Consider the following 21,473-nt stretch of genomic DNA (forward strand, 5'->3'; position numbering starts at 1 on the left):
ATTACCCGAATTACCAGCGTCTGCTCTTGGCACGGAGCGGACCTATTTACTGAGCCGAAGGTCCGCTCAGACTAACTCATTAAAGCCTGGTTGTTTTATCGCATCATCAGCCGTGTTCTGAAGCATTAGCTATGTATCTTCAGGGATGCTGATTTTCCCTCTGCACCAGATAAACCAGAATACAGTTTGATGTCGGTCAAAAAAGACAGCTTTAAGTGCATGAAATGAATAATGTTTCTTGAATGCTGGCAAAGCACTGGGATCGTAGTGTTGATTATTAGACGATCGGTCAATATTATTTATTGACGACTTAATGACTGAACGGTAAACGCCCGGACAAACGAGGTGAACGTGTTTAAATCTTTATTAATCAACAAAACAGATGGACGCTATAGTGCGCAACTTGCTGAAATCGCTGAAAGTGAACTACCGCAGGGGGATGTGGAGGTCAATGTTGACTATTCATCCATCAACTACAAAGACGCACTGGCCATTACGGGCCGGGGCCCAATCGTCCGACGCTTTCCCATGGTGCCCGGCATTGATTTTACCGGTACAGTGTCCGCCAGTTCACATCCCGAATATCAGGCCGGAGATAAGGTTCTCCTGACCGGCTGGGGTGTTGGGGAAAAACACTGGGGCGGACTATCCGAAAAAGCACGGGTAAATGGAGACTGGCTGACGCCGCTCCCGGCTGGCGCTAACGGCAAACACGTAATGGCAATCGGAACAGCTGGGTTTACCGCGATGCTGTGCGTAGACGCACTTCTGAATCATGGTATTAAGCCTGAAGATGGTCCGGTACTTGTTACCGGTGCCAGCGGCGGCGTCGGGAGCATTGCGGCCATGATCCTTGCATCAATGGGGTACCGCGTTACGGCGTCTACTGGACGCCCGGAAGAGGCTGCCTGGCTCTATAAAACGGTCGGTGTGGACGAGATTATTAACCGTTCCGAGCTCTCCTGTCCCGGAAAACCGTTACAGAAAGAACGCTGGGCTGCCGCCATTGATACAGTCGGTAGCCATACGCTCTGCAATGTATGCGCCGGGGTGCGTTATGGCAGTATTGTTGCAGCCTGCGGCATGGCACAGGGGATGGAACTAATGGGGAATGTGGCTCCGTTTATCCTGCGTGGCGTCACGCTGAAAGGGATTGACAGTGTCATGTTCGCGAAGGAAAAAAGAGCGGCGATCTGGCAGCAGGCGGTACAGTATTTACCGGAGTCCAGACTGGATAGCCTGACCACCGTTTATCCGCTGAGTGATGCCATCAATGTGGCCGAAAAACTTCTGAGTGGCGGAATTCGTGGCCGGGCAGTAATTCAGTGTAGCTAATGAAGTGGAAGCCAGGCTCAGCCTGGGTTTGATAATTATTATCAGGGGCTGCGGCCCCTTTTTTACTTTTCAACAGCCGTGTCCTTAGAGGGCTGATAGCGTACTGACTTTTTGAAATAGCTCCAGAAGTCGTACACAGGCTGGGTTGAGCAATAAAGTTTGGCACGCATTACGGCACCCTCCCAACTGCTCCAGAAAATGGCCGCCAGTTGCGTATTATTCATATCGGAACGGATTTCGCCCGAAGATAACGCGTCGGACAGACAGCACGCCACAAGCGCCTGCCAGCGCTCAAGTATTTCGTGGAGCTGTTTGATAAAGGACAGTGGAAGACCCGGACTCTCCTGCATCATATTGCCAACCAGACAGCCCCGGGTGAAATTGTACTTTTTAATGCCGTCGCAGGCATCGTCGATGAAATTTTCCAGACGCATCATTGGTGTGAAGGATGATTCATACAGATGTTTTTGGAGTTTATGCACAAAGAAACTGTCATAGGCGCTCAGAACAGTCTGGGCATACTCTTCTTTGCTCTTGAAATAGTAATAAAATGAGCCTTTAGGAACACTGGCATTTTTGACAATGGCATCGACTCCCGTTGAAAGAAAACCATTCTGCGTGAGCAGTTCAAGCCCGCTTCGGATCAGGTCATTACGGGTATCTGTATAGGTACTCTCTGTTTTTCGTGGCCTGCCTCGCCCACGAATTTCGCCAGTCATGACTTTGCTCCTGCATTTTATTAACGGAAAAGAATAAGTGATTTTGCGCGGAGGCTTCAATCAGTTTATCCCCGGCGGTGACGAGGTGGCCACCTATGCCGACTGGACAGGGGACTGACTATTGCCATAACGCCATCGCAGGTTGCTTCAGTAAACCTGCTAATCCCGTACAATGGCGAATTCGCTATATCCGCTTCTCGCACTTAGCTGCCATAAATCGGCCAGGCAATCACAGGTCATTTCTGTCTCGCAAAGAAGGTGCCGTTTCTGCTTTGCGTTGACACCCCTAAATATTAGAATTAAAAGGAGAGAGTTACTGGAAAAAGGCAGCGGAGGCAGTGACAATCGTGGCTTGAAGCCACTACTCGATGGATGCGGACATGTAGTTGGCGTCATTCGACAAAACTAGCAAACTTCTAATAGTCACCATTTCTCCCGTCTGGCGGGAGTGCTGTCAAATGCCCCCCTCATCTCTGTGTGGGAAATGAAGGGTGAAGGGGAAATAGATGACAGCGTTATTTCTACGCCCAGAATACTGAATACCTTGTACAGACGATCAATACTGGCGCTAGCAGGGTTTGCTTCCAGGCGGGCATAGGTTTGCTGCGTTACGGCAAGCCTCTCAGACACATCTTTTTGCGTGAAGCCCTTGATTTTGCGAAACCCGATTAGCACAGGTCTGAGCTGGTTCAGCGTTTTTATCGGGAACTGATTATTCATAAGTGACCTGCCTCGCAGACTGAGTAGGGAGTACCGCCCTGTAATACAGCAGGTAAGGTGTATTTTGTGTTATACAGACTATAGGCTGTAAAACCTTTATTGAAAAGATGCTGATGTTCCAGGGGCATGCCGAGCATGGACGATTTTCTGCGGGGCGGTATTTCGCTACGGGGGAGATTGCGTTCGGGCAATGTACCGGTGTAAAAAACGTCAATTTTTCAAAACCGCTGTTATCGGGATAAGCTGAAAACTCCGAAGGCAGACACAGCCACGAATAATGTCAGACTTAAACTCTGTAGCTGTCTTCTTTTGCCTGTAAATAACGTCTAGTTTGACTCTGATGAAGGCTGTACCAGGCAGAGAACATGTCACTCTCGGGGCCGGATGATAAAATGTGTTCAACTGGCTGGGCAGGGTAATAGCGAAGAACGTTCTCTGAAATTCGATTCAGCTCAGCGTAACGTGCGCTGTAGGTATGTATAATCCATTGCATCAATTTTGCATCCGTATTATTCGCAGATTACACACAAGAAGCTTAACAATGGCTGAAAGAGTGAGCAGGGATATGTAACAAAAACAAGGGCTTCAAGATGAACTGGATAAAACCGGAGCAGAGCAAGCCCTGTTCCGGTTTGTCAGGCTTTGGAATTTCTTCCAGGCCCCTGCAGCTAGTCACAACAAACACATTAATGTTTTCATTGCTTCAATTCAATATTATTGTGTGAAAGGGATTCCATCGAAATCGGCTTATGCATGCTTAAAACTAAACTGCCCCGGCTGCAGTCATTTGGTTGCTGTGGGCTCTGTACTGTGTCTAATAGTGAAAGAATCTTACGTTATAACGAAGGAAATTGCTGAATGACTCTACGATTGCAGACGGAATCACCCGCTGACCAGGATATGTTTAGAGGCAGCAGTCATGAAAAAGTTGCAGAGAATGTGGCTCAGATCATCAGGACACCTGATGTCAATATTATTGGTCTGGAAGGTGAGCTGGGTTCAGGTAAGTCAACAATATTGAAGTTCCTGCAGAAAAAGCTTAAAGATGATTTTACGTTCATTAACTTTGATGCAGAACGTTACCATCATGGCTCAACTAAAAAAGCGCTTATCGATGTCATCCACCACGGGGTCAGCCTACAATGTCCGGGCTCCCGGGATGTGTTGGATAAGTATAAAAATCTGGCTCTGGGTAACATCGTTGAATACGACAAGAGGGTCAGCAGCAGGCTAAGCTGGTTGACCGTCGTTTTTATTTTACTGTCATTGCTTTCCGTGCAGATGCTTCGTTATGTGCTAACAGACCTTAATCAATATTTTACTAACAAGGAGTCATTATTAGGGTGGCTTTTTTATGTTGAGGTGGCCGCGTTTCTTTCTCCTGCCATTATGGTCGCAGGACTGGCATGCCTGCAGAACATGGAATGGTACAGAAAGAAAGGGTATTCGAGTATTGGTGATTTGTTCAAACGCAACAGTACTGACAGGATTGAAGAGACTTGGCTAGTTAATAAGGAGGTCGGAGCTATTGAGCTGGCTGAAGCTCTGCAGGGATTTACCTCCAAAGAGGTCATTTCCCATGGAGATCGCTTCATCCTTATCATTGATAATCTGGACCGAATCAGTGCAGACAAAGTGAAAGAGCTCTGGAGTGATATGGAGCTTATTGCCGGAGCCACTCATGAACACTTCAGGATAGTGGTGCCCTATTCGGCAAGACAGGTTTCAGCCTCACTTTCTGTGGCGGGTTTCAGCGGGCGTGAGTTTATTGCAAAGCGGATTCCTGTAAGTTTTCAGGTTCCTCCTCTTATTTCGGCAGGATGGCAGGAAGCGTTAAGGCAGTACTGGAAAGAAACAGTAAATGAGGATGCAGGGATAGCGTGCCGGGAAGCAACGGTGTTGCTTGAGCGCTGGAAACCCTCTGAGTATCCTCGTATCACACCGCGATTAATGAAGAAGTTTGTTAATGATATTCATATTCTGAACCTTACCGTTCCTGCAACAGAAGATCATCGCCATATTCTTATTGCTCTCTACTTACTGGTGGTCAGATACGGGGAGCGAGATATTAAAGTATTACTTCGCGATCCCAAAGCTAGTCAGACCGAACCCGGTATTGCTCCGGATGATTTTGACGAGATGCTCTCGCTAACTTATCAACAAATATCCCGAATTTTTAATAACGATACAGAAAGATGGAGCGAATTTCTGATGAGCATCCACTATCAGTCCACGGTGGAGCTTGCCAGGAGCGAGTTGCTTGATACGCCTCTTAAAGACGCGATTGGTGCTATAAATATCCCACGGCTTGAAGAACTGACGGCCTTGTGGGGTTTCGCTGAAGCATGGCAGCGAGTGGCACCACATATTCAGATGCGAGACTGGCTGGTTTCTTATAGCCGGATGGATGAGAAGTGTCAGGCTCTCGCCGAACCGCAACTCAAAGTCGCAGTGCAAATGCTGAATCAGAGTTATGCTGTTTCACTCAGAGAAAAGAATGATGAAGGTTTCGTATTGAGTCTGCAGAAACTGATGGCTGACGGGCGGATAAGCCTAGAGCCTTTCGTCGAAAGGCAAATATCGTTTATTGTGAGTAAACTTGATGAAATTCAGGATTCAGAAAAATTGGAGGCTGAATCCACGCAGACGTTGCTGCAGGAAGCTGATTCATACTCTGTTCTGGCCGGTGAATCACTACTGAATAAAATGGAGAATTTTGTAGATGGCGTATTTTATGTGGAATACCTTGTCAATAATGAAGAGACCTTGTCAAACCTGAAAATTGGCACACTAGATATCGGAAATCACGGTCGGGAGGAGATGTTACGCTATGGAGCTGAGCAACCTCAGATAGACCTTTTTAATCCGGGAATTATCCGGCATATCAATATTGCATCGAAGGCGGTACAGAACGTAATTGGAAAGAATGATGGTACAGGTGGGGCTCAGGTTAGCTCTGCAATAATGACGCTTAAAAATCGTCAGGTTGTTGAGGACGTTATCCATTTCAGAAAAATTGTTCTGAGCCCGGACTGGAATAATAATGTTTTAAATCAATATTATCTTAATAATACGGCGACGAGGAATCTCTTCCCTGCGGAATTTGCTGCACAGGCTGTTGCTCACATGGTGCTCCATGGTAACTATGCCGGTATCGAGTCGTACAGTGAACATATTGGTGAGGAACGGTTTGACCTGGCTTTGGCTGCATATCTTCGTTATCTACGTACTGCCGAGAGTATCTTTATAGCACTTAAGGATAAAAATGTTCTGCCGTACATCAAAAATGCTGTTGGCAGGATTGTTGATTTAGGTCTTCTGGTGAATATACCTGTCCTGAGCTTTGTTAAAGGTCAGTATGACGTCATCAAAGAAGCTACAAATGCAACCTCTCTTTTAATATTTGTGCGAGAGCGTCAAAAAGCACTGTCAGAGAAAATAATTGAGTCTGATGTGAATGCTATGGGTCCAGTATTTCTCCATGACGTATATCAGTCAGGTGAGCAGTTTGATATTTTGAAGAAAAAGCTGAACGCCCTGGCATGTGGAGTATTTAGTTCTTCTGAAAGGCTTATTGAGTGTTTTACGGTTCTTCCTGTGAACATGCGCTTTATCCTTGAACAAATGCAACTTCAGGGGCAGCATATCCGGATGGAAGGTAGTGTGGGTATCTTTGCATCATGGTTCCGTGATGCAGAGCCAGACGTTGTCACAAATGCCGAGAACATTCATTTTCTGTGGTCTTGCCTCGACGATACCCAGAGAGAGACTGTACTTGATGAGTTGCACGATGTCTTACTTGAAAGACATATTCGTATTGACAGCCGTATTGCGATTATTACCCGTTTTCATAATGAGTTGTCGTTTATTGAACCTGAGAAGGCCGTTGAACGCAGGGCTATTGCGGCGCTGTTTAGCGCTTCTGTTGATAATGTATTATTGTCTCAATGGCTTGACCGTCAGACGTTTTCATTTTCATCATGGTCTCCGGAGGACGCCCGTACGGCAACGAGTTGTATAATGAATAACTCGGAGATTTTTCCTCTCATCTGCAGGAATTCACAGTATATTAAAAACAGAATGTTACCAGAGAAAGCGGACGTTACAGAAGATAGTGATACGTTTCCGGACTGAGTTCGTTCTTTAAATCCTATACCTGAAGACCACAGCGGTGGTCTTTGGGAGTTTTTTTATTGCCTGATATACATTAAGCATGTTATATCTTGCTAAGAAATAATCATTCAGGGATTAATCATAACTACTGAAGTTATGTTGTGTTCTTTTCTTTTAAAAATAAATTATTCAGATTTATTTTCTATTGATTTAATGAGGTAGGGAATGACAGAAAGTGCTTTGCTTTTGCGAGAGGCATTTAATGAATCGGTTAACTATATGACATGGTCTTTTTATTCACTGATAACTGCTTACGTTTCGATGGCTTTTTATGATAGAGTTGAGGTTAAGACCCGAATAAATAATTATCTGAATAAGTTACTTTTCGTGATTGCTATGTCCGTTTTTATCCCAAATATGTACTTTGTTTCAATGGTGTTCAGTCAGAAGTTAGGCACCGCAGCTGGCGTTGCGTCATTCATTATTGGGCTACTTTTCATGATGTTAAACTCGGCGCCTGTAATTACTGGTATCGTACAGCAGCGCAAAGATTGAGTTTTATGAGTATAGTCAGTTGGGTTTTCATCTGTTTTATCAGACTTAGAAAAATGAAATCTTTCAATTCATTGATTTTAAACGCAAAAAAATTTCTAAATGATCAGAATTATAGGGTGCTCATTTTGCACAGCAGTAGGGGTTGACCATTCAATGGAAACGCTCCTTCGAACTGACCCGGAGAAATACGGTTATCAGGCTGGCCTGAGTCGTCTTCAGCGATTTCTTTCTAAGATCCAGTACGACTGGAGCCTGCGGGATTATATCGGTCGTAAAGTGTTCGAAGGCGGATATGTGCGTCTTCAACCCAATATCTTTTCTTCGTCCCTGACTGAACGTCTTTTTCATGCCTGTTGCAGCCTTGATTATGTTGAAGCAAGACGTGCGGCAGAGCATCGCAGAAAGCTACTTTCCGGCGAGGTTGACGATACGGCTTATAACCGTCGTATGGCTGAGCCACAATTTCGGCTTGTACAGGAAGCAAACGTGATCCACGTTGATTTCCTCTGGTCGTTGCACTGTTTCAACCCTCGCCCGTTTCGGGCAATTGAGATCTATCGCAGGGTCTGGGAAGAGGCCGATCTGGACCTTCTTGAGGATGAGCCTGACATGCAGCCTGTGCCCCGTACACCAATGCCAGCTCCACTCTGGATGAAACTGCCCGGAGGCCGGTTCGGTACAGCTTATGATGGACTGACTGATACGTTGCCGCTGATGACCTATTTTGACGGGCAGGCTGACCCCAGGGCTTCACGTAGCCTAAAGACCGGAGAGAGCAGTTCTGTCGTCGTGGCATTCGAGGAAGAGGATGAGCTGACTGTTGAAGAAGATACGGCGTCCTGGATTATCTGGCATGAATACGACGGGTTACGCCAGCGCATCGCTGACGGTGAGTTTACTCCAACGACTGCTGCTCAGTATCTTCTTCGTTATGGCGCGGTCCGAATTTCAAAAGGCAAGGGCGCTGTCTATCATCGTCTCGCACAACGGGGACAAACCTTTTCCCGCCTGGGGATAGGCGACAGAGTGTCGCTTCCAGAGCTGGTTGCCAGTCGGCGTTTTAAAATACTCAGTGATTCTGCATACCGTCAGGTTGTAGCCCGGAAATTGCGTGGACAGATAAAAAAGTTCAGATTCTGGGCATGCGTAGCTGCCTGTGTTCAGTTGCACGTACACAACAAGACGGCACTCGGAGAAAGAATTTTAACGTTACTCGAAGGTGAGAGGGAACAGCAACAAGGTGCGATCCAGGCGAAGCTGAAGGCGGGAATGATGGATGCAGTTCTAACTCTGTGTAACCAGCGACTCCGGGTGAAAGAAAATACTAACCAGCCAGAGGAGTTCCGCTATTACCGTGCCGTAAGAGCTCGTTTCATGCGCCATTTATCTGAATGCCTTAAGCCAGAAAATGGCGGCGTTATCCGTGACGTTATCTGGGAACTGAGGGTGCTGAGCAGTGCTCACGGTACGACCAAAACAGGTTTTTACTATGTCGATAGCAATCGCCCGACAGCGAAAGGACTGTTAAACCGCCTTCTGATGAGGATGGTCAAGCAGGTCGTATAAGCGTCTGAAACGCGAAACACACGAAAATGGAGGGGTTATACAAAAAAAACTTAGCTTTGATCGTGATGTAATGTGGACATCATGTCCAAGCGTTGCTGCATCCAGAAAAGTAACTTTAATCCTGTTGATACAGCCCTTGCATTACCTGTTTACGCATAGCGTGGAAACGTTCTAATTAAACCAGACGAATATAAATTTAAATTAATTCACTCACCCCCGGAATCGGGGAACTAAACAAAAGGATCATCAATGCAAAATCAAAATACACCCGCTCAGGAAAAACACACCGTATACCTTTTTAATGCCGAACATGCTGACAAGACAGCCGCCAAGCAAGCCGGGAAACTCTTCACGCTGGACATTGAACACCCAATGACCCTCAACGATCTCTCGCTGCTGTGTGAGTCGGTCGCGGACGCTGTGGGAGCACTTGGCGGAATTAAATATGAAATCACAACAGAGCCTAATGGGGTTCAGGAGGAATACTGAATCAGTGTGGTGTGAGTCCATTTTAATTTGACGTTTCATGAGTTCTATCGAGAGGCTGAAGTATGACTTTGAAAATGGAAAGTTCCCGGACTTCCAAGCCTGAGGGGCCATTTGTATTAATCACTTTTGAGGGGGACGAATTTCTTTTTGATGACAGACATAATGTCGTCAAGATAAATGGCAGGCCTAAAAAAATGGATGTAAAGCGAAATTATTTTGAGTCCGATCTGGGAGAAGGGAAAGCGAAATACTGGACTTTAAATATCGAAGAGGCTCATCGGTTCAATTCGATTGATGAAGCGACAGAACAACTTTGTAAACTGAGTCGCCCTCATCTGATCAAAATTCGCAAAGTTGAGGGGGTATCTGAATGACCAAAGAGATGTTTTTACGCATTTTAAATGAGGCACAGGCTCGTGTGAATAACGATTCGCTTCCGCTTGATGTTCGTATCCGGTCACGCACCACGGTAAATGATTGCGTCATCCGGGCAGATAAAGAGGGGTGGCCTATTGAGTATAAACAGAAGGTCTGGGTAGATGCAGTCAGTGGCTGTTATCTTTAGCGGTTACTTAAGCCAGTTCCTGTGCCCGTGAGCTTAGTAAAGGCGGAAAATGATATGGTCAAGGTGATAAATATCAACGGGAATTTAGTTGAATTACCTGAGCCCTCAGCAAAGTTATCCAAAGCTGAATCACCTGATGGTAGGTTCTCAAAACCTAAAAATAAGATCTCTAAAATACAGCGAGCTGAGCTGCGAATGAAATTTGGGGGGCGTTGTGCCTATTGTGGTTGCAAGCTTCCTGAAAAAGGGTGGCATGCCGATCATGTTGAGCCTGTTCGACGCGACTTTGAACTGGTGAGAGCCCCTGTCGGCAGCGGCGTAACTCATGTTGCCCGAAGTACGGGTAAGGTTATGCACCCTGAACTGCATGCTATAGAAAACTTATTTCCATCATGCGCCCCCTGCAACCTTTTTAAAGGAGCTTTTAGTGTTGAAGGAATGAGAAAAGAAATTACCAAACAGGTTGAACGGGCTCGCGCATATAGCGTGAATTTCCGTACCGCAGAACGTTTTGGGTTGCTTCATATTGTAGAAAAACCGGTCGTCTTCTGGTTTGAGCAGTATAACGAACAGAAACAAAACGAATAATTTCTGTGAAACATAAAAGAAGTTAATCAGCAGTGGTTTACTAATTAAAGAGTGATTTAAATATTTTGATGCTGCTGAGGAGCTGCCTGGTATATCCTTCAAAGGAGAAAATGATGTATCTGCATCTTGTGCCCCGTATTCTTCACCATATGAAAAACAAGTGTACTCTCGTGTCAGTTTCTGTACCTGAATTGTCACTTGAGCTTAAAGCTGATTCGCTGGTGGCAATGAAACCTTATCCCAACAAGTCCTACCACGTTGTCATGTTGAAGGGGCGACGTGCATTAAATGGCTTTCTGGTAAAAAGCCCACGGACTTTAACTGAGTTCACAATGATAACAATCTGGGAAATTGAAGGCTTTGGAAAAATTAGTCATACCGTAAAAACGCTCGTTCAGGACAAAGACTATGACTTGGTCTCCCATGATGTCCTTTTGGCACATGCATACCATCAGAGGGAGGAAGAATTGGGGTACCGTGTACATCCATCCTATGACAGTCTAGCTCCCGTCGATTTTGAACCAACAATGCAGTCAAGGTACATAAAGGAATCCGATCTTTCCCACGACGTATGGGAAACCTATTCATGGGGGGAATTGCTGCGTTCGCGTGAAGAGACATTTCTGGCGATGACCATGTCATCTGCTCGTTTAAGCCATCCAGCATTCATCAGAGGAAACCGACTTCCTCAAACTGACCAGGCCATCATTATCAGTTCGTAACGACCTTTTATTCTTTTTGATGCCAGGCGAGTCTCCTTTTGCCTGGCCACTTTGATTTATTGCCTGGGAGTAACCTATGGATGAGCAAGATATTCTCCGCGTTATAAACGGCCGTGAGATTGATGCTTCTGACCTCCTGGAAGAAGCTATGCCGAACGCAGCCCGACGCTTTTATCGTTTAACTAACAGCATGAACAAATTGCTTTAGGAGGTCAGGGAGCACTTTCCTGACGCGATGTATTACTCTGCCAGCGGAACGGTAAGCCTGCTGTTGGGGAGCAGCCACGACAACAATGACCATCCGGTTAGAGAAATGGTCGCTGTAAGGTCACCAGATCTAAACATTGAAGGCGGTGATTGGTAGGTCAAGCAGGGGATCTATGTGCACTTCATGTCCTAACTTCATCCAGTGCTGAATTCAGTGCACAGACAGTAGGGGACTTCTCCTTTAATCAGAATGGCAAAGGGTTACGTGAGGATCAGATTCTATTTTTTTGCCTCGAAAACGGATAAACCCAGGTTTTGGCGCTTTAACCGAAAAATCAGCAGAACGGTAAATGATAGGCTGTCATGGATAACCATTTTGAGGCAAAAATGAACGTTTCAACTGACAGCAGCAACATATCGATAGCAGAACTCAAAGAAGAATTTATACCCGGTCTTCTGCTTAATGCTGGGGCAATAAGCCATTACGGCGACTCGGCTTTATCTTCGAAGGCTATGGATAAGTATTCAAATCTTCTGGAGAAAGACGCAGTTACCGCTTTATCAGGAGCCTTGAACCGTATCGTAAGTGCCTTAGCGGAGGCAGATCCACGTTCTATCAGTAGCAATCCATCCTGGTTTTCCCGCTTTACGGGCAAACACCTTGAAAAGCGCGTTCGTTACCAACACGCACGTGAGAAGGTGGAAAATCTTATTAATGAGGGGAACGGATATCTGACACATGTGAATGAGACGCTACTGGCTTTAGAAGAGCTGCTTGAAACATATGTGTCAGAAATCAAACGCCCTAAAATTTTTATCCAGGCAGGCCATGAGTTCCTTAGGGATTCTACCGAAGAAAAAAATAGTGACGATCTAAGCCTTGTCTTCGATAAACCGAGGGAAAGATTTGCCAGACGTTTAGCTAACCTGGCAACACTGCTTGCGTCTCATGAAATGGCCGCCATGCAGATGGAAATCACTCGCGGGACTTGTATAGATATTGCTGACCGCTTTAACGAAACTATAAAAGTCCTGGTTCCAGTATGGCGGCAACACACACTTTCGCTGTTATCAGTAAATAACACTGACCCTACGATTGTTAGAAAAGCTAATCAGGCCCACGAGGCTCTTCTAAAAAGCCTGCGACAAAATTTAGAGGGATTCCAAAAATGATTAATAATTTGACCACCAAAACTGAGGTTGTTGCTTTTACTTTGACTTCCGCTGAACTGGAAAAGTTCGGGCTGAATGAGCAAGATGAACAAGAGATTAAAGCCGTCGCGGAATGCATTAATGCCGATGATCCAGGAACAGTTTATCGTTTTGGCCGGGCAATGGGGGAAAACACTGCTAATTATGCGGATAGCCTGCTTGAGCAAATTCGCAATAAAGATTTAGACGAAGCCGGGAGCAAATTAACTGAAATTATCAACCTTGCAAGAAATGTAAACATCTCGAACTTAACTGAAAGTCGTTCAAATCTGCCAGTTATTGGCCCTTTGTTGGATAAAATCCGCACCCGTGGGAAGAATTTCGCCGCACAGTTTGAATCAACTCGTGAACAAATCGATGCTCTGGTTTCAGAGGTTTCAGTTACACAGAATAGCCTCGGTTCTAATAATATTTCGCTCCAGCAAATGTTTGATGAAGTCGTTAAAGAACACCACTTAACAGGTGTACATATTGCTGCCGGTAAATTAAGGCTGGGAGAATTACAATTAAAAGCAGAAAATCTCAGAGCTAATGTTGGTAACAATCCTGCTAAGTTCCAGGAAGTATCTGATCTGGATACGCTAATTGCTAATTTAGAAAAACGTATTGGCGATTTAGTTGTTTCTCAGCAGTCTGCTATGCAAGTATTGCCAATGGTACGGATTATACAGGCAAATAACCAAAGTCTTATCGACAAGTTTCATAGCGTCAAAGAGGTTACTGTCCCTAATTTCAAGCGTCAGTTTCTGTTAGCCATTTCTCTAAATGGACAGCGTAACGCTGTAAATCTTGCCAATGATATCGATAATGCCAACAATGAGTTACTCCGTAGTAATGCAAAATTACTGCATCGCAATGCAGTAGAAACTATGAAAGCAAACCAACGGCTGGTTATTGATATAAGCACCCTTAAAGAGGTGCAGGATACGCTTATCCAGACGGTTGGCGATGTTGTTAAAATCCAGAGAGAAGGGGCTATTAAGCTCAGGGAAACAGAAAAACAGGTTCTTGCCATGCGTGAGAATTTGCGCACCCGACTGACACAAAAAGGGGTAGATCATGGTGCGTAACCTTAAGAGTAGTGACGATTTTTCCCGTGAACTGTCATTTCTTTTTCACCGGTCTATAAAGATTAGAAATTCAGGTTTCGCGATATTTGGTGCGGGCCTGCTGATAATGATTTTTGGTCTTTGCTTGTGGTTGCTGTCATTACACCTCTCACCTTCAGTTCTGGACTTTGATATTGATGTGCCCTTGTCATTCTTCAATTCATCTGAAGGTGAAGATAAGTTAGTGGTTTCGGATTTTGGCGATGCATTTGGAGGCTTCCTAACTACATATTCTAAGTTGCTATTAGGGATTATGGGGCTATTAGTAGTTTCTTCAACTGCCTTTAAAATTTTAAAGGGGGAGGAAATAGGTGAGATATTCCCGATGCTTCTAATTGCTGGCGCTTTTCTTATCGGCTTGTCAGTTTTTACATCTGCTTTAGGTTCGGAAGAGACTGATGCCACTTCAGCTTCGACTGTAAAGGTTATCAAGAAATATGTAAAACATGAAAAATACGATAAACTTGTCGCATATTTAAATGATAGTAATTGGCCCTCAGGCGAAGAGGTATCTGTAAACTATTTAAAGGCGCAACTACATATAAAACTCGGCAAGCCAGATGTGAAGTTAACACAGAATGTTGTTAGGGCGTATATGTCTGGTGTATTACAGTCAAATATTCCCGTGAAAGTTCGTTATGCATTGGAAAAGACAGCTTTAGATAAATCCGTCTCACCACTTGCGATTCGTTATGAGCAAAAACGTATGTCTAAATCACATACCTTTTCAAAAGCGTCGGTTAATTGTCTTAAAGTAGGTAGTCCCGTCGCATTCGTTGGCGTTTTGTTCGCTCTTCTTGGTATAAAAATCAGGCGGCGAGTCAGATTCTTAGAATCAAATTGAATGAAAGCCCGGTACGCTGGGCTTTTTTATTCAGTAACTTTTATCAAATATGTAGTAATTTACCGGAATCTGCTTCTCCAGCTTGTTAGCTGAAAAGCTTACTCAAGTATAATAATCTACTTCTGATTATGTTTTTTATGGTTTTATTTTTACACAACTTATTAAGGATACATGATGTGTAACTTTACTCCTGTTCAAATTATTGCTGATTATATACTGAGGTTTCTTAAAAATAATACTGATGCCAAGCTTTATGAGGCAATGCAGCGTCTTGAAAAGAAAATTGGTCAGTTTGTCGCTGATGGGGTTGATGAACATCAATTACGCTCTTCATTAAGCAAAGTCTGTCGATCTCGTTCCAGGGCGGCTCTTAAAGAGGAGTGTGAACAACTCATTCCATAAAAAGAACATCATACGGGAAAGTTACTTTAACGGTGAATGGCTCGCTTCTGGCGGTTTAAGTTGACGGCCATTCCTACCATAGCCATCATAAAGTATGATTAGCATTCGAGTGTGGCACTACTAATTTTAATGGGCTACGCATTCAGTCTCCACCTCTCTAACTATAAAGGTTCTTTTCATGTCCAATAGCTTCGATAAGCCGCAAACGCTCCCGGTACATAATTCTGATGCCGAACCCTTTTTTCCGAAAAACCTTGGTCCATTTATCGAGCAGGTATCCGGAAGGGATCTGGCAATGCTCACAGAATCAGAGAAGGAAAAACTTGCGCACCTGATCAGAACTGGGCGTAAATATGGAGTTTCTGTCGCTATCGTTCCTGATACAGATTCTGCTGAGCTTCATGAATTACTGTCTAATGCCGATTCCATTGAAAGGCAGTTTTCCATCTATGAACGCATCCAGACGAAGATTGCGTTCACGCGGTGTCAGGAAGCATAAACAAAGTGAGAAATACAACTACGTGGTATGACGTAGAACATATTGAAATCACCACAGGCGAGCGAGGCGGCAGGATATGGGTGCTGAAGCTCTCCTGTGGCCATACAGTATTTCGCCGAATACCTCCTATACGTCTTCATAACCTCACAGCTTTTTCTCTGCGGGAGCCCCCAGAAAAATGTCGGTGCTCTCTTTGCAATTCAAGTCCATAATAAAGCCTTTTTAAAGGCCACAAACTGCATATCACTGGATAAATCATCCTCTACAGCGTTCATTCTTAAACGCAAAATTTATATTTCATTCATTCTATTTTAAAAGCGTTATAAAAGACGGAATCCTATTTAGTCTGTTTGATGCTTAAATCATCTTCAGTGCCTTTTATCTTTTACCCAGCGACTTTAACATTAACCTGAGCAGAAAACTTGTTTTCAAACTAAGTTCGAAAACTTTCTGCTCAGGTTATTAGCCGGGTAAGCCACTTTGTTATATTTGTTTCATGTTAACAGAGGAGGCGATATGCAAATTGAAAAGGTGATGTCATTACTTGAAGTGCTTTCAAGCTGGCTTGAAGATAACATCAATATGGATTCTGAAATTATCTTTGATAATGACGAAGATAATACCAACTCAGAAATTCTGTATCCTGCTGTAGAAAAGGCTAATGCCGTTTTGCGCAAAATGGCATCTTTATCTTCAGATTCTGTTCATGCAATTCGACAGCGCTTGCAGCTTGCCGTAGAAGGCAAAGCTGAATTGTCCCTCAAGGATGTGGGAGAGCTTCTGCTGGCAACAAAGTATCTGATGTTGTCCACTGAAGAGGGAGAGTAAGCCTGTGACCACTCTCGTATTTGAAATGGCAGATATCAATAAACTGATCGAAGAAATTCGCACCGCAAAAACGTTTTCGGTCACCCCAGATCAGATCTATGACCCGGCATGCTATCCGGGGGGAGCCCTCCTTAACGCTGAGGGACAGACTGAAGAAGAGGCGCGTAAAGCTGGTAGGGTTTTCTTTCCCTCATCCTCAAAAATTGCCAGCACACATCTGGTGCCAAAAGTGCTTCTCGCGCACAGTCATGGTGTATACCTGATCACTAATGCTGAGCTTGAGGGCTCTCCCGCATCCCGCGATACTGTGGCTTACGCCCAGGGGATGAATCCAAAACTGGATGAGGACTGGGATTACGCTTGTGATGCCGCTTTGGGTGGGTCTGATTGTAGCTATACCATTCCCGTTGAGTGGCTGGAGTTAGCGGTAGAGCAGGGTTTTCAGGAGTTTCGACTTCGAATGAGTGAAACCAATATCAAACTTGTCAGCAAATAGTATGTCCTTGCTGTATCCAGTCAAACATTGTCCGCCAGTCGAGCTGCTGGCGGATTGTTTTATATAAGGCCGGGAAGGTATGTCAGGTTTAAGCAGTTCCGCCCAGAAGCTTACAAGGGCGCAGATTTACGTGTTAAGACGGATGGCATCCGGCACGATCTATGATATCTCTGGCAATTTCAGACGGGCCAGAGAACGGCGTACGTTTATGGGGAATCCTGATGATGTGACGTGCAGGAGCTCTCCGGTCCTGTTCCGGCTGGGCCTCGTGGAGTTATGCCAGCCAGTAAGGCATCTGGAGCCAGGTTTATACTATCGGCTCAAGTTGAGCTCCTCAGGGCATGAAGCTCTTAAGGCGAACGCACACCTCTAACATTTGAGATAGTTCGTTCGCAGCCAGGAAAGTAACTTTCATCTCAAGTGTGACCCTTACTACCTCATTTATGAGTAAAACCCCCCTCTGATATGTCGAAAATGCTCATTTATACGAAAATAGTTTCTCTTCAGGTGTGATGTAATTACTGAGAATTCTCCCTGAATGGAAGGCAACCGATGAAAATGTTTTTTACCCCTTATGTTCGTATCGTTTTCTATTTTTGCGCATTGATTTTTATTGTTTACAGTTTCAGTGATTTTTTCCAGGGCGTCCCTGACAGCACCTTCTTCAGTGCGGTCATCACGCTACTTGTTATCGGAACCATTGTTGCCCGGCATCTGGATCGCAAAAAATCTCTCAAATATACTTCACAGATTTAAGTTTCCACTCAGGCCACTCTCGGGTGGCTTTTATAATTTAATAAGGACCGGTTCATGCATAACCACGAAATTCAGACCATTGCTATATTTAGTGCCCAGTATAAAAACATCGAAGATGCTGAAAATGCAGGTGCTTTATATTCAGTAGATATTGAATATCCGATGACACTAAATGATTTATCGCGGCTTTGCGACTCTATTGCCGAAGCAGTAGGTGTGCCTGGCGGCGTCAAATACCAGTTCGTGTCCCAGCCGGAAGCGCATGAAACCAGCTTCTGATAACCAGTAACCAAACTGCCTAAAAGCAGGTGCAAAGCCATGAAACAAACAAAGTCTTCTATGTCACGTATTGTGCAGCTGTACGACGGGAGCCGATACGGAAACTGCGAGCAGGCTGATAACGAAGGAGAGCTTTTTACGGTGGTGTTGAATAAGCCTTCGCAGATCGATGACATCCGTAAAATCGTAGACACAACCGCCGAAGTACTTGGCAAAGCTTTGCCAGTACTCCTCTTTTAAAGCTTACATCCGTGAAGGATAATTACGGTCTTACTACTTTCAGTTTTTCATTCCAGTGCCGTCCATTTTAATTTATCGATTTTAAGCGGTCGGCGCTATTTCATTGTTTCTTTTCCGACTGTAATTCCTTATATATAGGAATATTTCAAAGAATTTATCTCAGGTTATTTGTGGCGTGGTGCCAGTTGTTATAATGATTCCACATAATCTGGAGAGTCAATCATGATCACATCTCTAATGAATTTCCGCGATTTAACCGGAGAGGCAGTCATCCAGGCGCGGCAATGCGTTATTAATGCTGAGATCGAAGCGGCCCGGGAAAAGGTAATTCATGCTCGTTCGTTATTCAAAGCGGGTATACATAATGTTGTAAACGGTAGTTCTGGCATTAAGGCTGCGGCAGCACATTTTCTGGTGATAAAACGTTTACAGACTGACACTCGGTATCTGGACGCGGTTATCACTGATAACCTTTGCATGTTTTCTCCTGAGGGTTATCTGTATCTGTTTATGCAACAACGTTATTTCCTATAAAACAATGGGTTAGGTAAGTATCTTTCCATTAAAAACATTAAAAAGGTGACTTGATGAAACCATTTGGACTTGCCGGAAAACCCCGGCCCGAACCTTGCGGCTGCTGCTGGTATACCCGTGAGGACTGCCCTTACGTCAGCGCAAAACAGATCTATCGCCGCAGGCAGCGCAAGGCAGAACGCCAGCGTCAGCGCAGCACCATTGTGATGGCCGTTTCTGAATTTCGCTGACCTCTTCTGGAAATATCATTTTTTCTCCAGAAGAATTTTAAAATAAAGGGAAATCTTTTCACGGGTATCTGATGTTTATTGTTTATGGTAAATTGCGCCACATTAATTGTTTGTGGCGCAGTTCGTGATGGCTTAAGGATATAATATGAAAATCAGCCAGCTGGAATCCGGGATGCAGGTTTGGTCTGTAACCCGTACCAAAATGGGAAATACCACCATTTCAACGGTCATTGTCCACCCCGTTGTCATTATTGAAATTCATGATAACCATGTGATTGCTCGCTGGAACGGCAATGCACCACGTCGGTTTGGAGAAACGGCTATCAGGGGCTGGAAGAAGGAGAAGCCACTGCTTGTCCGTGAGCCTTTCGGAAATGTTCGTCTGGCCACCCGGGCTGAAAAAACCGCTATGCAGGAAAAAGAGTAATACCCCCTTTTAGCACCCACAATTTCACCGTCCATCTGCCTTTAACCTTGCCTGTTATTAACGGAATCCTTTCTGACTGGGCGGATCCCACGCATAACCTGAACTGTTGGCTAACCGTCTTACAGCCAAATTCCCTCCTTTATCTGGCAGGAGTGCGTCCGTGAGCTCTGTATGATCTACGTGTTTGTTAAGTAGAGCACATAACAGGAGTGGGGTATGACTGAATTAAATAAAAGCCCGTCCGGTTTTTCCGGAGCTGATGTCAGTAAAGAACAGGCTGCCATAAGGGCACTTGTAGAAAGAGTAGTGACCAACTATCGCAGCCGGACAGCACCTGATCGGGTTCAAAAGGCTTCGGTAGCGTTTAATGGGGGATTAATCCTGACCCTGATGCTGGCCTTGACGCTATTGGGCTACCTTGTGGCGGAATTGCTCAGGGGGTATGTTGCGGATAGTTCACCCTATGTGCCCGGTCTAAGTTATTCGCAATTTTCGATGCTTATGGTCGTTGAGCTGTGTCTATGCTTTCTTGCATGGTTTTTGGTTGTCACAGGGGACTATCCCCGGCCGTGGATATTTCAGGTAGTCCCGATGGAGCAGTACTGGTTCTTTGACGAAGTGGATGACGACGATCTTGCCCGGCTTTCCTGTAACCCTTACATCAAGCGCTGGCTACTTGATGAAATGTCCGGTATTCATCGACTGACCTACACGAGGCTGCATGATCGACTGGAGCGCATCTGTAATATTGCATCCCATCTCGAATACAGCCGTATTCAGGCACATAAGATTTCCCTAATCAACGGAAGCAGTGCCTCCTGATCCTACCATTGCATCCGGAAATTAAACGGGCAGGAACTGCACTGTATGTTCCGACCCAGCAGCTGCCCGTTACCCTTTTCTTTAGTATAAAATGACTTTCGCCGACAACCGGAAGTGAATCATGTCAAATAAATGAAAAATCAGTAATTTATGTAGGCGGGGTGTTTGGCTGATCAGGGCAGGGTGGTATAATAACGCTGGTGCTGGAGGCTTTTGCCCCAGCCAGCGGTAACACTGTTTGACTGTGGTAAAAGCAGAAAGCCCCGAGTAATTTTTCAATTAACCCGAGGCCCCTGTATGCTAGTCACATTCAGAGTAGCCTCTTGCCTGCTTAAATGCAAGGAGAAGAAGGCCATGAAAATGCCGAACCAACCCATTGTTTTGTGCATATTAATAGTTTGTTTAACGCTGTTGATATTCACCTGGCTCACACGAAACTCGCTTTGCGAGTTGCGGATGAAAGACGGAACAAGGGAGGTATCTGCTATCCTGGCCTACGAATCCGGTAAGTAGCTGACAAAGAGGGGGGCAACCCCCTCTTTTCGGGGTGTGGATTAGTATGCCATCGGCACCTTTTGAAAGGGTTTCTCCAGTCGGGGAAACCCTTTTTTCCTCCCGTCTTGTGGCATATAGCCTTTTGTATAAATCAAGAACCAGACCCAAAGAGTCCCACTTCACGCAAACCGTTCAAAAGCCTTAGCGTAATCCAGTCGGGAAAAATTTCACCGGTGCTCGTCCGGGCACGTACCGGAAACAATGGACTTCTCACTGGTCGGTAGCTCATAGAACGTAGCCATTGCGGTCAGTCCTTATTCTGTACCCAGTAGAGTTTTATGGCCGTCTGGCAAATCGTTCAAACATTGTCATTTCTGTTCTCGCTGCATCCGGTCAAATGATACGGTGAATTCAGCTCATGGGCATTCGCATCGCAGTCTACGAAGGCACCAGAAGTTTGAGGATGTTACGCAAAGAACAGTTATCAGGTTTGCTGGTGGGCGTAATGCCTACCTCTACTTTACTTCATAGGGATTCTTCTGCGGGGAAGCAAGAATTGACTCAACGTTGTCCGGTCGTACCAGATTTGTCGCGGAAAGCGCCTTTTTGTGAGGGGGGCCGCAGCGCTAAACCTTTTCCTGGAACGACATGAAGGACAGCAGAGCGTCCGCCCTGGAGGACAGCTCAATACAGTCTCCACGCTGCGGTTCTATCTCTTCGT

The 21,473-nt window shown here is 45.1% G+C and carries 26 protein-coding genes and 1 pseudogene; 25 read left to right on the plus strand and 2 right to left on the minus strand.

Going from position 1 to position 21,473, the window contains the following annotated elements:
• The first annotated feature begins 351 nt into the window (after positions 1 to 351).
• Positions 352 to 1,335 carry an MDR family oxidoreductase gene (locus AAER43_RS22985; protein WP_023280857.1) on the plus strand — a complete coding sequence of 328 codons (984 nt, stop codon included), beginning with the start codon at positions 352 to 354 and terminating at the stop codon, positions 1,333 to 1,335.
• 62 nt (positions 1,336 to 1,397) lie between these two features.
• Here AAER43_RS22985 and AAER43_RS22990 read toward each other — a convergent pair whose 3' ends face one another.
• Positions 1,398 to 2,054: a TetR/AcrR family transcriptional regulator gene (locus AAER43_RS22990; protein ID WP_023280966.1), complete on the minus strand. Its 657-nt coding sequence runs from the start codon at positions 2,052 to 2,054 to the stop codon at positions 1,398 to 1,400.
• 423 nt (positions 2,055 to 2,477) lie between these two features.
• Positions 2,478 to 2,774 carry a helix-turn-helix transcriptional regulator gene (locus AAER43_RS22995; RefSeq protein WP_023314851.1) on the minus strand — a complete coding sequence of 99 codons (297 nt, stop codon included), beginning with the start codon at positions 2,772 to 2,774 and terminating at the stop codon, positions 2,478 to 2,480.
• An 858-nt stretch (positions 2,775 to 3,632) separates the two neighbouring features.
• On the opposite strand from AAER43_RS22995, the gene AAER43_RS23000 reads away from it, so the two are divergent.
• From AAER43_RS23000 to AAER43_RS23115, 24 genes and pseudogenes are all read left to right on the plus strand, one after another.
• Complete coding sequence (locus tag AAER43_RS23000; RefSeq protein ID WP_023314849.1) at positions 3,633 to 6,908, plus strand: P-loop NTPase fold protein; 3,276 nt, start codon at positions 3,633 to 3,635, stop codon at positions 6,906 to 6,908.
• A gap of 204 nt (positions 6,909 to 7,112) precedes the next feature.
• Entirely contained in the window at positions 7,113 to 7,442 is a 330-nt protein-coding gene (locus AAER43_RS23005) for a hypothetical protein (RefSeq protein WP_000140246.1), read from the plus strand.
• A gap of 153 nt (positions 7,443 to 7,595) precedes the next feature.
• Positions 7,596 to 9,008, plus strand: a complete 1,413-nt coding sequence (locus AAER43_RS23010; protein ID WP_022646499.1) for a hypothetical protein — start codon at positions 7,596 to 7,598, stop codon at positions 9,006 to 9,008.
• A 249-nt stretch (positions 9,009 to 9,257) separates the two neighbouring features.
• Positions 9,258 to 9,497: a hypothetical protein gene (locus AAER43_RS23015; RefSeq protein WP_096149730.1), complete on the plus strand. Its 240-nt coding sequence runs from the start codon at positions 9,258 to 9,260 to the stop codon at positions 9,495 to 9,497.
• Between the two features lie 62 nt (positions 9,498 to 9,559).
• Entirely contained in the window at positions 9,560 to 9,871 is a 312-nt protein-coding gene (locus AAER43_RS23020; protein WP_000172888.1) for a hypothetical protein, read from the plus strand.
• A complete protein-coding gene (locus AAER43_RS23025) occupies positions 9,868 to 10,062 on the plus strand; it encodes a hypothetical protein (RefSeq protein WP_087878640.1) in 195 nt (64 codons plus the stop codon). The genes AAER43_RS23020 and AAER43_RS23025 overlap by 4 nt, the downstream gene beginning before the upstream one ends.
• 54 nt (positions 10,063 to 10,116) lie before the next feature.
• The gene (locus AAER43_RS23030) at positions 10,117 to 10,650 is read left to right on the plus strand and encodes an HNH endonuclease signature motif containing protein (RefSeq protein WP_000241452.1); all 534 of its coding nucleotides are present in this window, start codon (positions 10,117 to 10,119) and stop codon (positions 10,648 to 10,650) included.
• Between the two features lie 113 nt (positions 10,651 to 10,763).
• A complete protein-coding gene (locus AAER43_RS23035; RefSeq protein ID WP_000280723.1) occupies positions 10,764 to 11,372 on the plus strand; it encodes a DUF6012 family protein in 609 nt (202 codons plus the stop codon).
• Between the two features lie 570 nt (positions 11,373 to 11,942).
• Positions 11,943 to 12,752, plus strand: a complete 810-nt coding sequence (locus tag AAER43_RS23040) for a toxic anion resistance protein (RefSeq protein WP_087878642.1) — start codon at positions 11,943 to 11,945, stop codon at positions 12,750 to 12,752.
• Positions 12,749 to 13,861 carry a toxic anion resistance protein gene (locus AAER43_RS23045; RefSeq protein ID WP_000609386.1) on the plus strand — a complete coding sequence of 371 codons (1,113 nt, stop codon included), beginning with the start codon at positions 12,749 to 12,751 and terminating at the stop codon, positions 13,859 to 13,861. The genes AAER43_RS23040 and AAER43_RS23045 overlap by 4 nt, the downstream gene beginning before the upstream one ends.
• Positions 13,851 to 14,744: a hypothetical protein gene (locus AAER43_RS23050; protein ID WP_000252081.1), complete on the plus strand. Its 894-nt coding sequence runs from the start codon at positions 13,851 to 13,853 to the stop codon at positions 14,742 to 14,744. Before AAER43_RS23045 ends, AAER43_RS23050 begins: the two co-directional genes overlap by 11 nt.
• A gap of 174 nt (positions 14,745 to 14,918) precedes the next feature.
• Positions 14,919 to 15,146, plus strand: coding sequence for a hypothetical protein (locus AAER43_RS23055; RefSeq protein ID WP_000336109.1), 228 nt, complete (start codon positions 14,919 to 14,921; stop codon positions 15,144 to 15,146).
• Positions 15,147 to 15,324: 178 nt separating this feature from the next.
• Complete coding sequence (locus tag AAER43_RS23060; RefSeq protein WP_000071366.1) at positions 15,325 to 15,645, plus strand: hypothetical protein; 321 nt, start codon at positions 15,325 to 15,327, stop codon at positions 15,643 to 15,645.
• A 516-nt stretch (positions 15,646 to 16,161) separates the two neighbouring features.
• A complete protein-coding gene (locus AAER43_RS23065; RefSeq protein ID WP_001165367.1) occupies positions 16,162 to 16,473 on the plus strand; it encodes a DUF957 domain-containing protein in 312 nt (103 codons plus the stop codon).
• A 4-nt stretch (positions 16,474 to 16,477) separates the two neighbouring features.
• Positions 16,478 to 16,969, plus strand: coding sequence for a DUF3085 domain-containing protein (locus AAER43_RS23070; protein ID WP_001371932.1), 492 nt, complete (start codon positions 16,478 to 16,480; stop codon positions 16,967 to 16,969).
• A 552-nt stretch (positions 16,970 to 17,521) separates the two neighbouring features.
• Positions 17,522 to 17,725 carry a hypothetical protein gene (locus tag AAER43_RS23075; RefSeq protein ID WP_000781547.1) on the plus strand — a complete coding sequence of 68 codons (204 nt, stop codon included), beginning with the start codon at positions 17,522 to 17,524 and terminating at the stop codon, positions 17,723 to 17,725.
• 54 nt (positions 17,726 to 17,779) lie between these two features.
• Complete coding sequence (locus AAER43_RS23080) at positions 17,780 to 18,004, plus strand: hypothetical protein (protein WP_000551490.1); 225 nt, start codon at positions 17,780 to 17,782, stop codon at positions 18,002 to 18,004.
• 39 nt (positions 18,005 to 18,043) lie between these two features.
• Positions 18,044 to 18,244: a hypothetical protein gene (locus AAER43_RS23085; RefSeq protein WP_000814953.1), complete on the plus strand. Its 201-nt coding sequence runs from the start codon at positions 18,044 to 18,046 to the stop codon at positions 18,242 to 18,244.
• A 222-nt stretch (positions 18,245 to 18,466) separates the two neighbouring features.
• Entirely contained in the window at positions 18,467 to 18,778 is a 312-nt protein-coding gene (locus tag AAER43_RS23090; protein WP_000633161.1) for a hypothetical protein, read from the plus strand.
• A 53-nt stretch (positions 18,779 to 18,831) separates the two neighbouring features.
• Positions 18,832 to 19,008 carry a hypothetical protein gene (locus AAER43_RS23095; protein WP_000802040.1) on the plus strand — a complete coding sequence of 59 codons (177 nt, stop codon included), beginning with the start codon at positions 18,832 to 18,834 and terminating at the stop codon, positions 19,006 to 19,008.
• A 145-nt stretch (positions 19,009 to 19,153) separates the two neighbouring features.
• The gene (locus AAER43_RS23100) at positions 19,154 to 19,435 is read left to right on the plus strand and encodes a hypothetical protein (protein ID WP_000703842.1); all 282 of its coding nucleotides are present in this window, start codon (positions 19,154 to 19,156) and stop codon (positions 19,433 to 19,435) included.
• A 216-nt stretch (positions 19,436 to 19,651) separates the two neighbouring features.
• A complete protein-coding gene (locus AAER43_RS23105) occupies positions 19,652 to 20,257 on the plus strand; it encodes a hypothetical protein (RefSeq protein WP_000137794.1) in 606 nt (201 codons plus the stop codon).
• 335 nt (positions 20,258 to 20,592) lie between these two features.
• Positions 20,593 to 20,703, plus strand: a pseudogene (locus tag AAER43_RS23110) (DUF5431 family protein); the annotation flags it as partial.
• Complete coding sequence (locus AAER43_RS23115) at positions 20,651 to 20,770, plus strand: type I toxin-antitoxin system Hok family toxin (RefSeq protein ID WP_223152483.1); 120 nt, start codon at positions 20,651 to 20,653, stop codon at positions 20,768 to 20,770. The pseudogene AAER43_RS23110 and the gene AAER43_RS23115, both read left to right, overlap by 53 nt.
• The last annotated feature ends 703 nt before the right edge of the window (positions 20,771 to 21,473 follow it).

Origin of the sequence: Enterobacter sp. FUJ80071 (assembly GCF_038739915.1) — a bacterium.
Classification (GTDB): domain Bacteria; phylum Pseudomonadota; class Gammaproteobacteria; order Enterobacterales; family Enterobacteriaceae; genus Enterobacter; species Enterobacter kobei.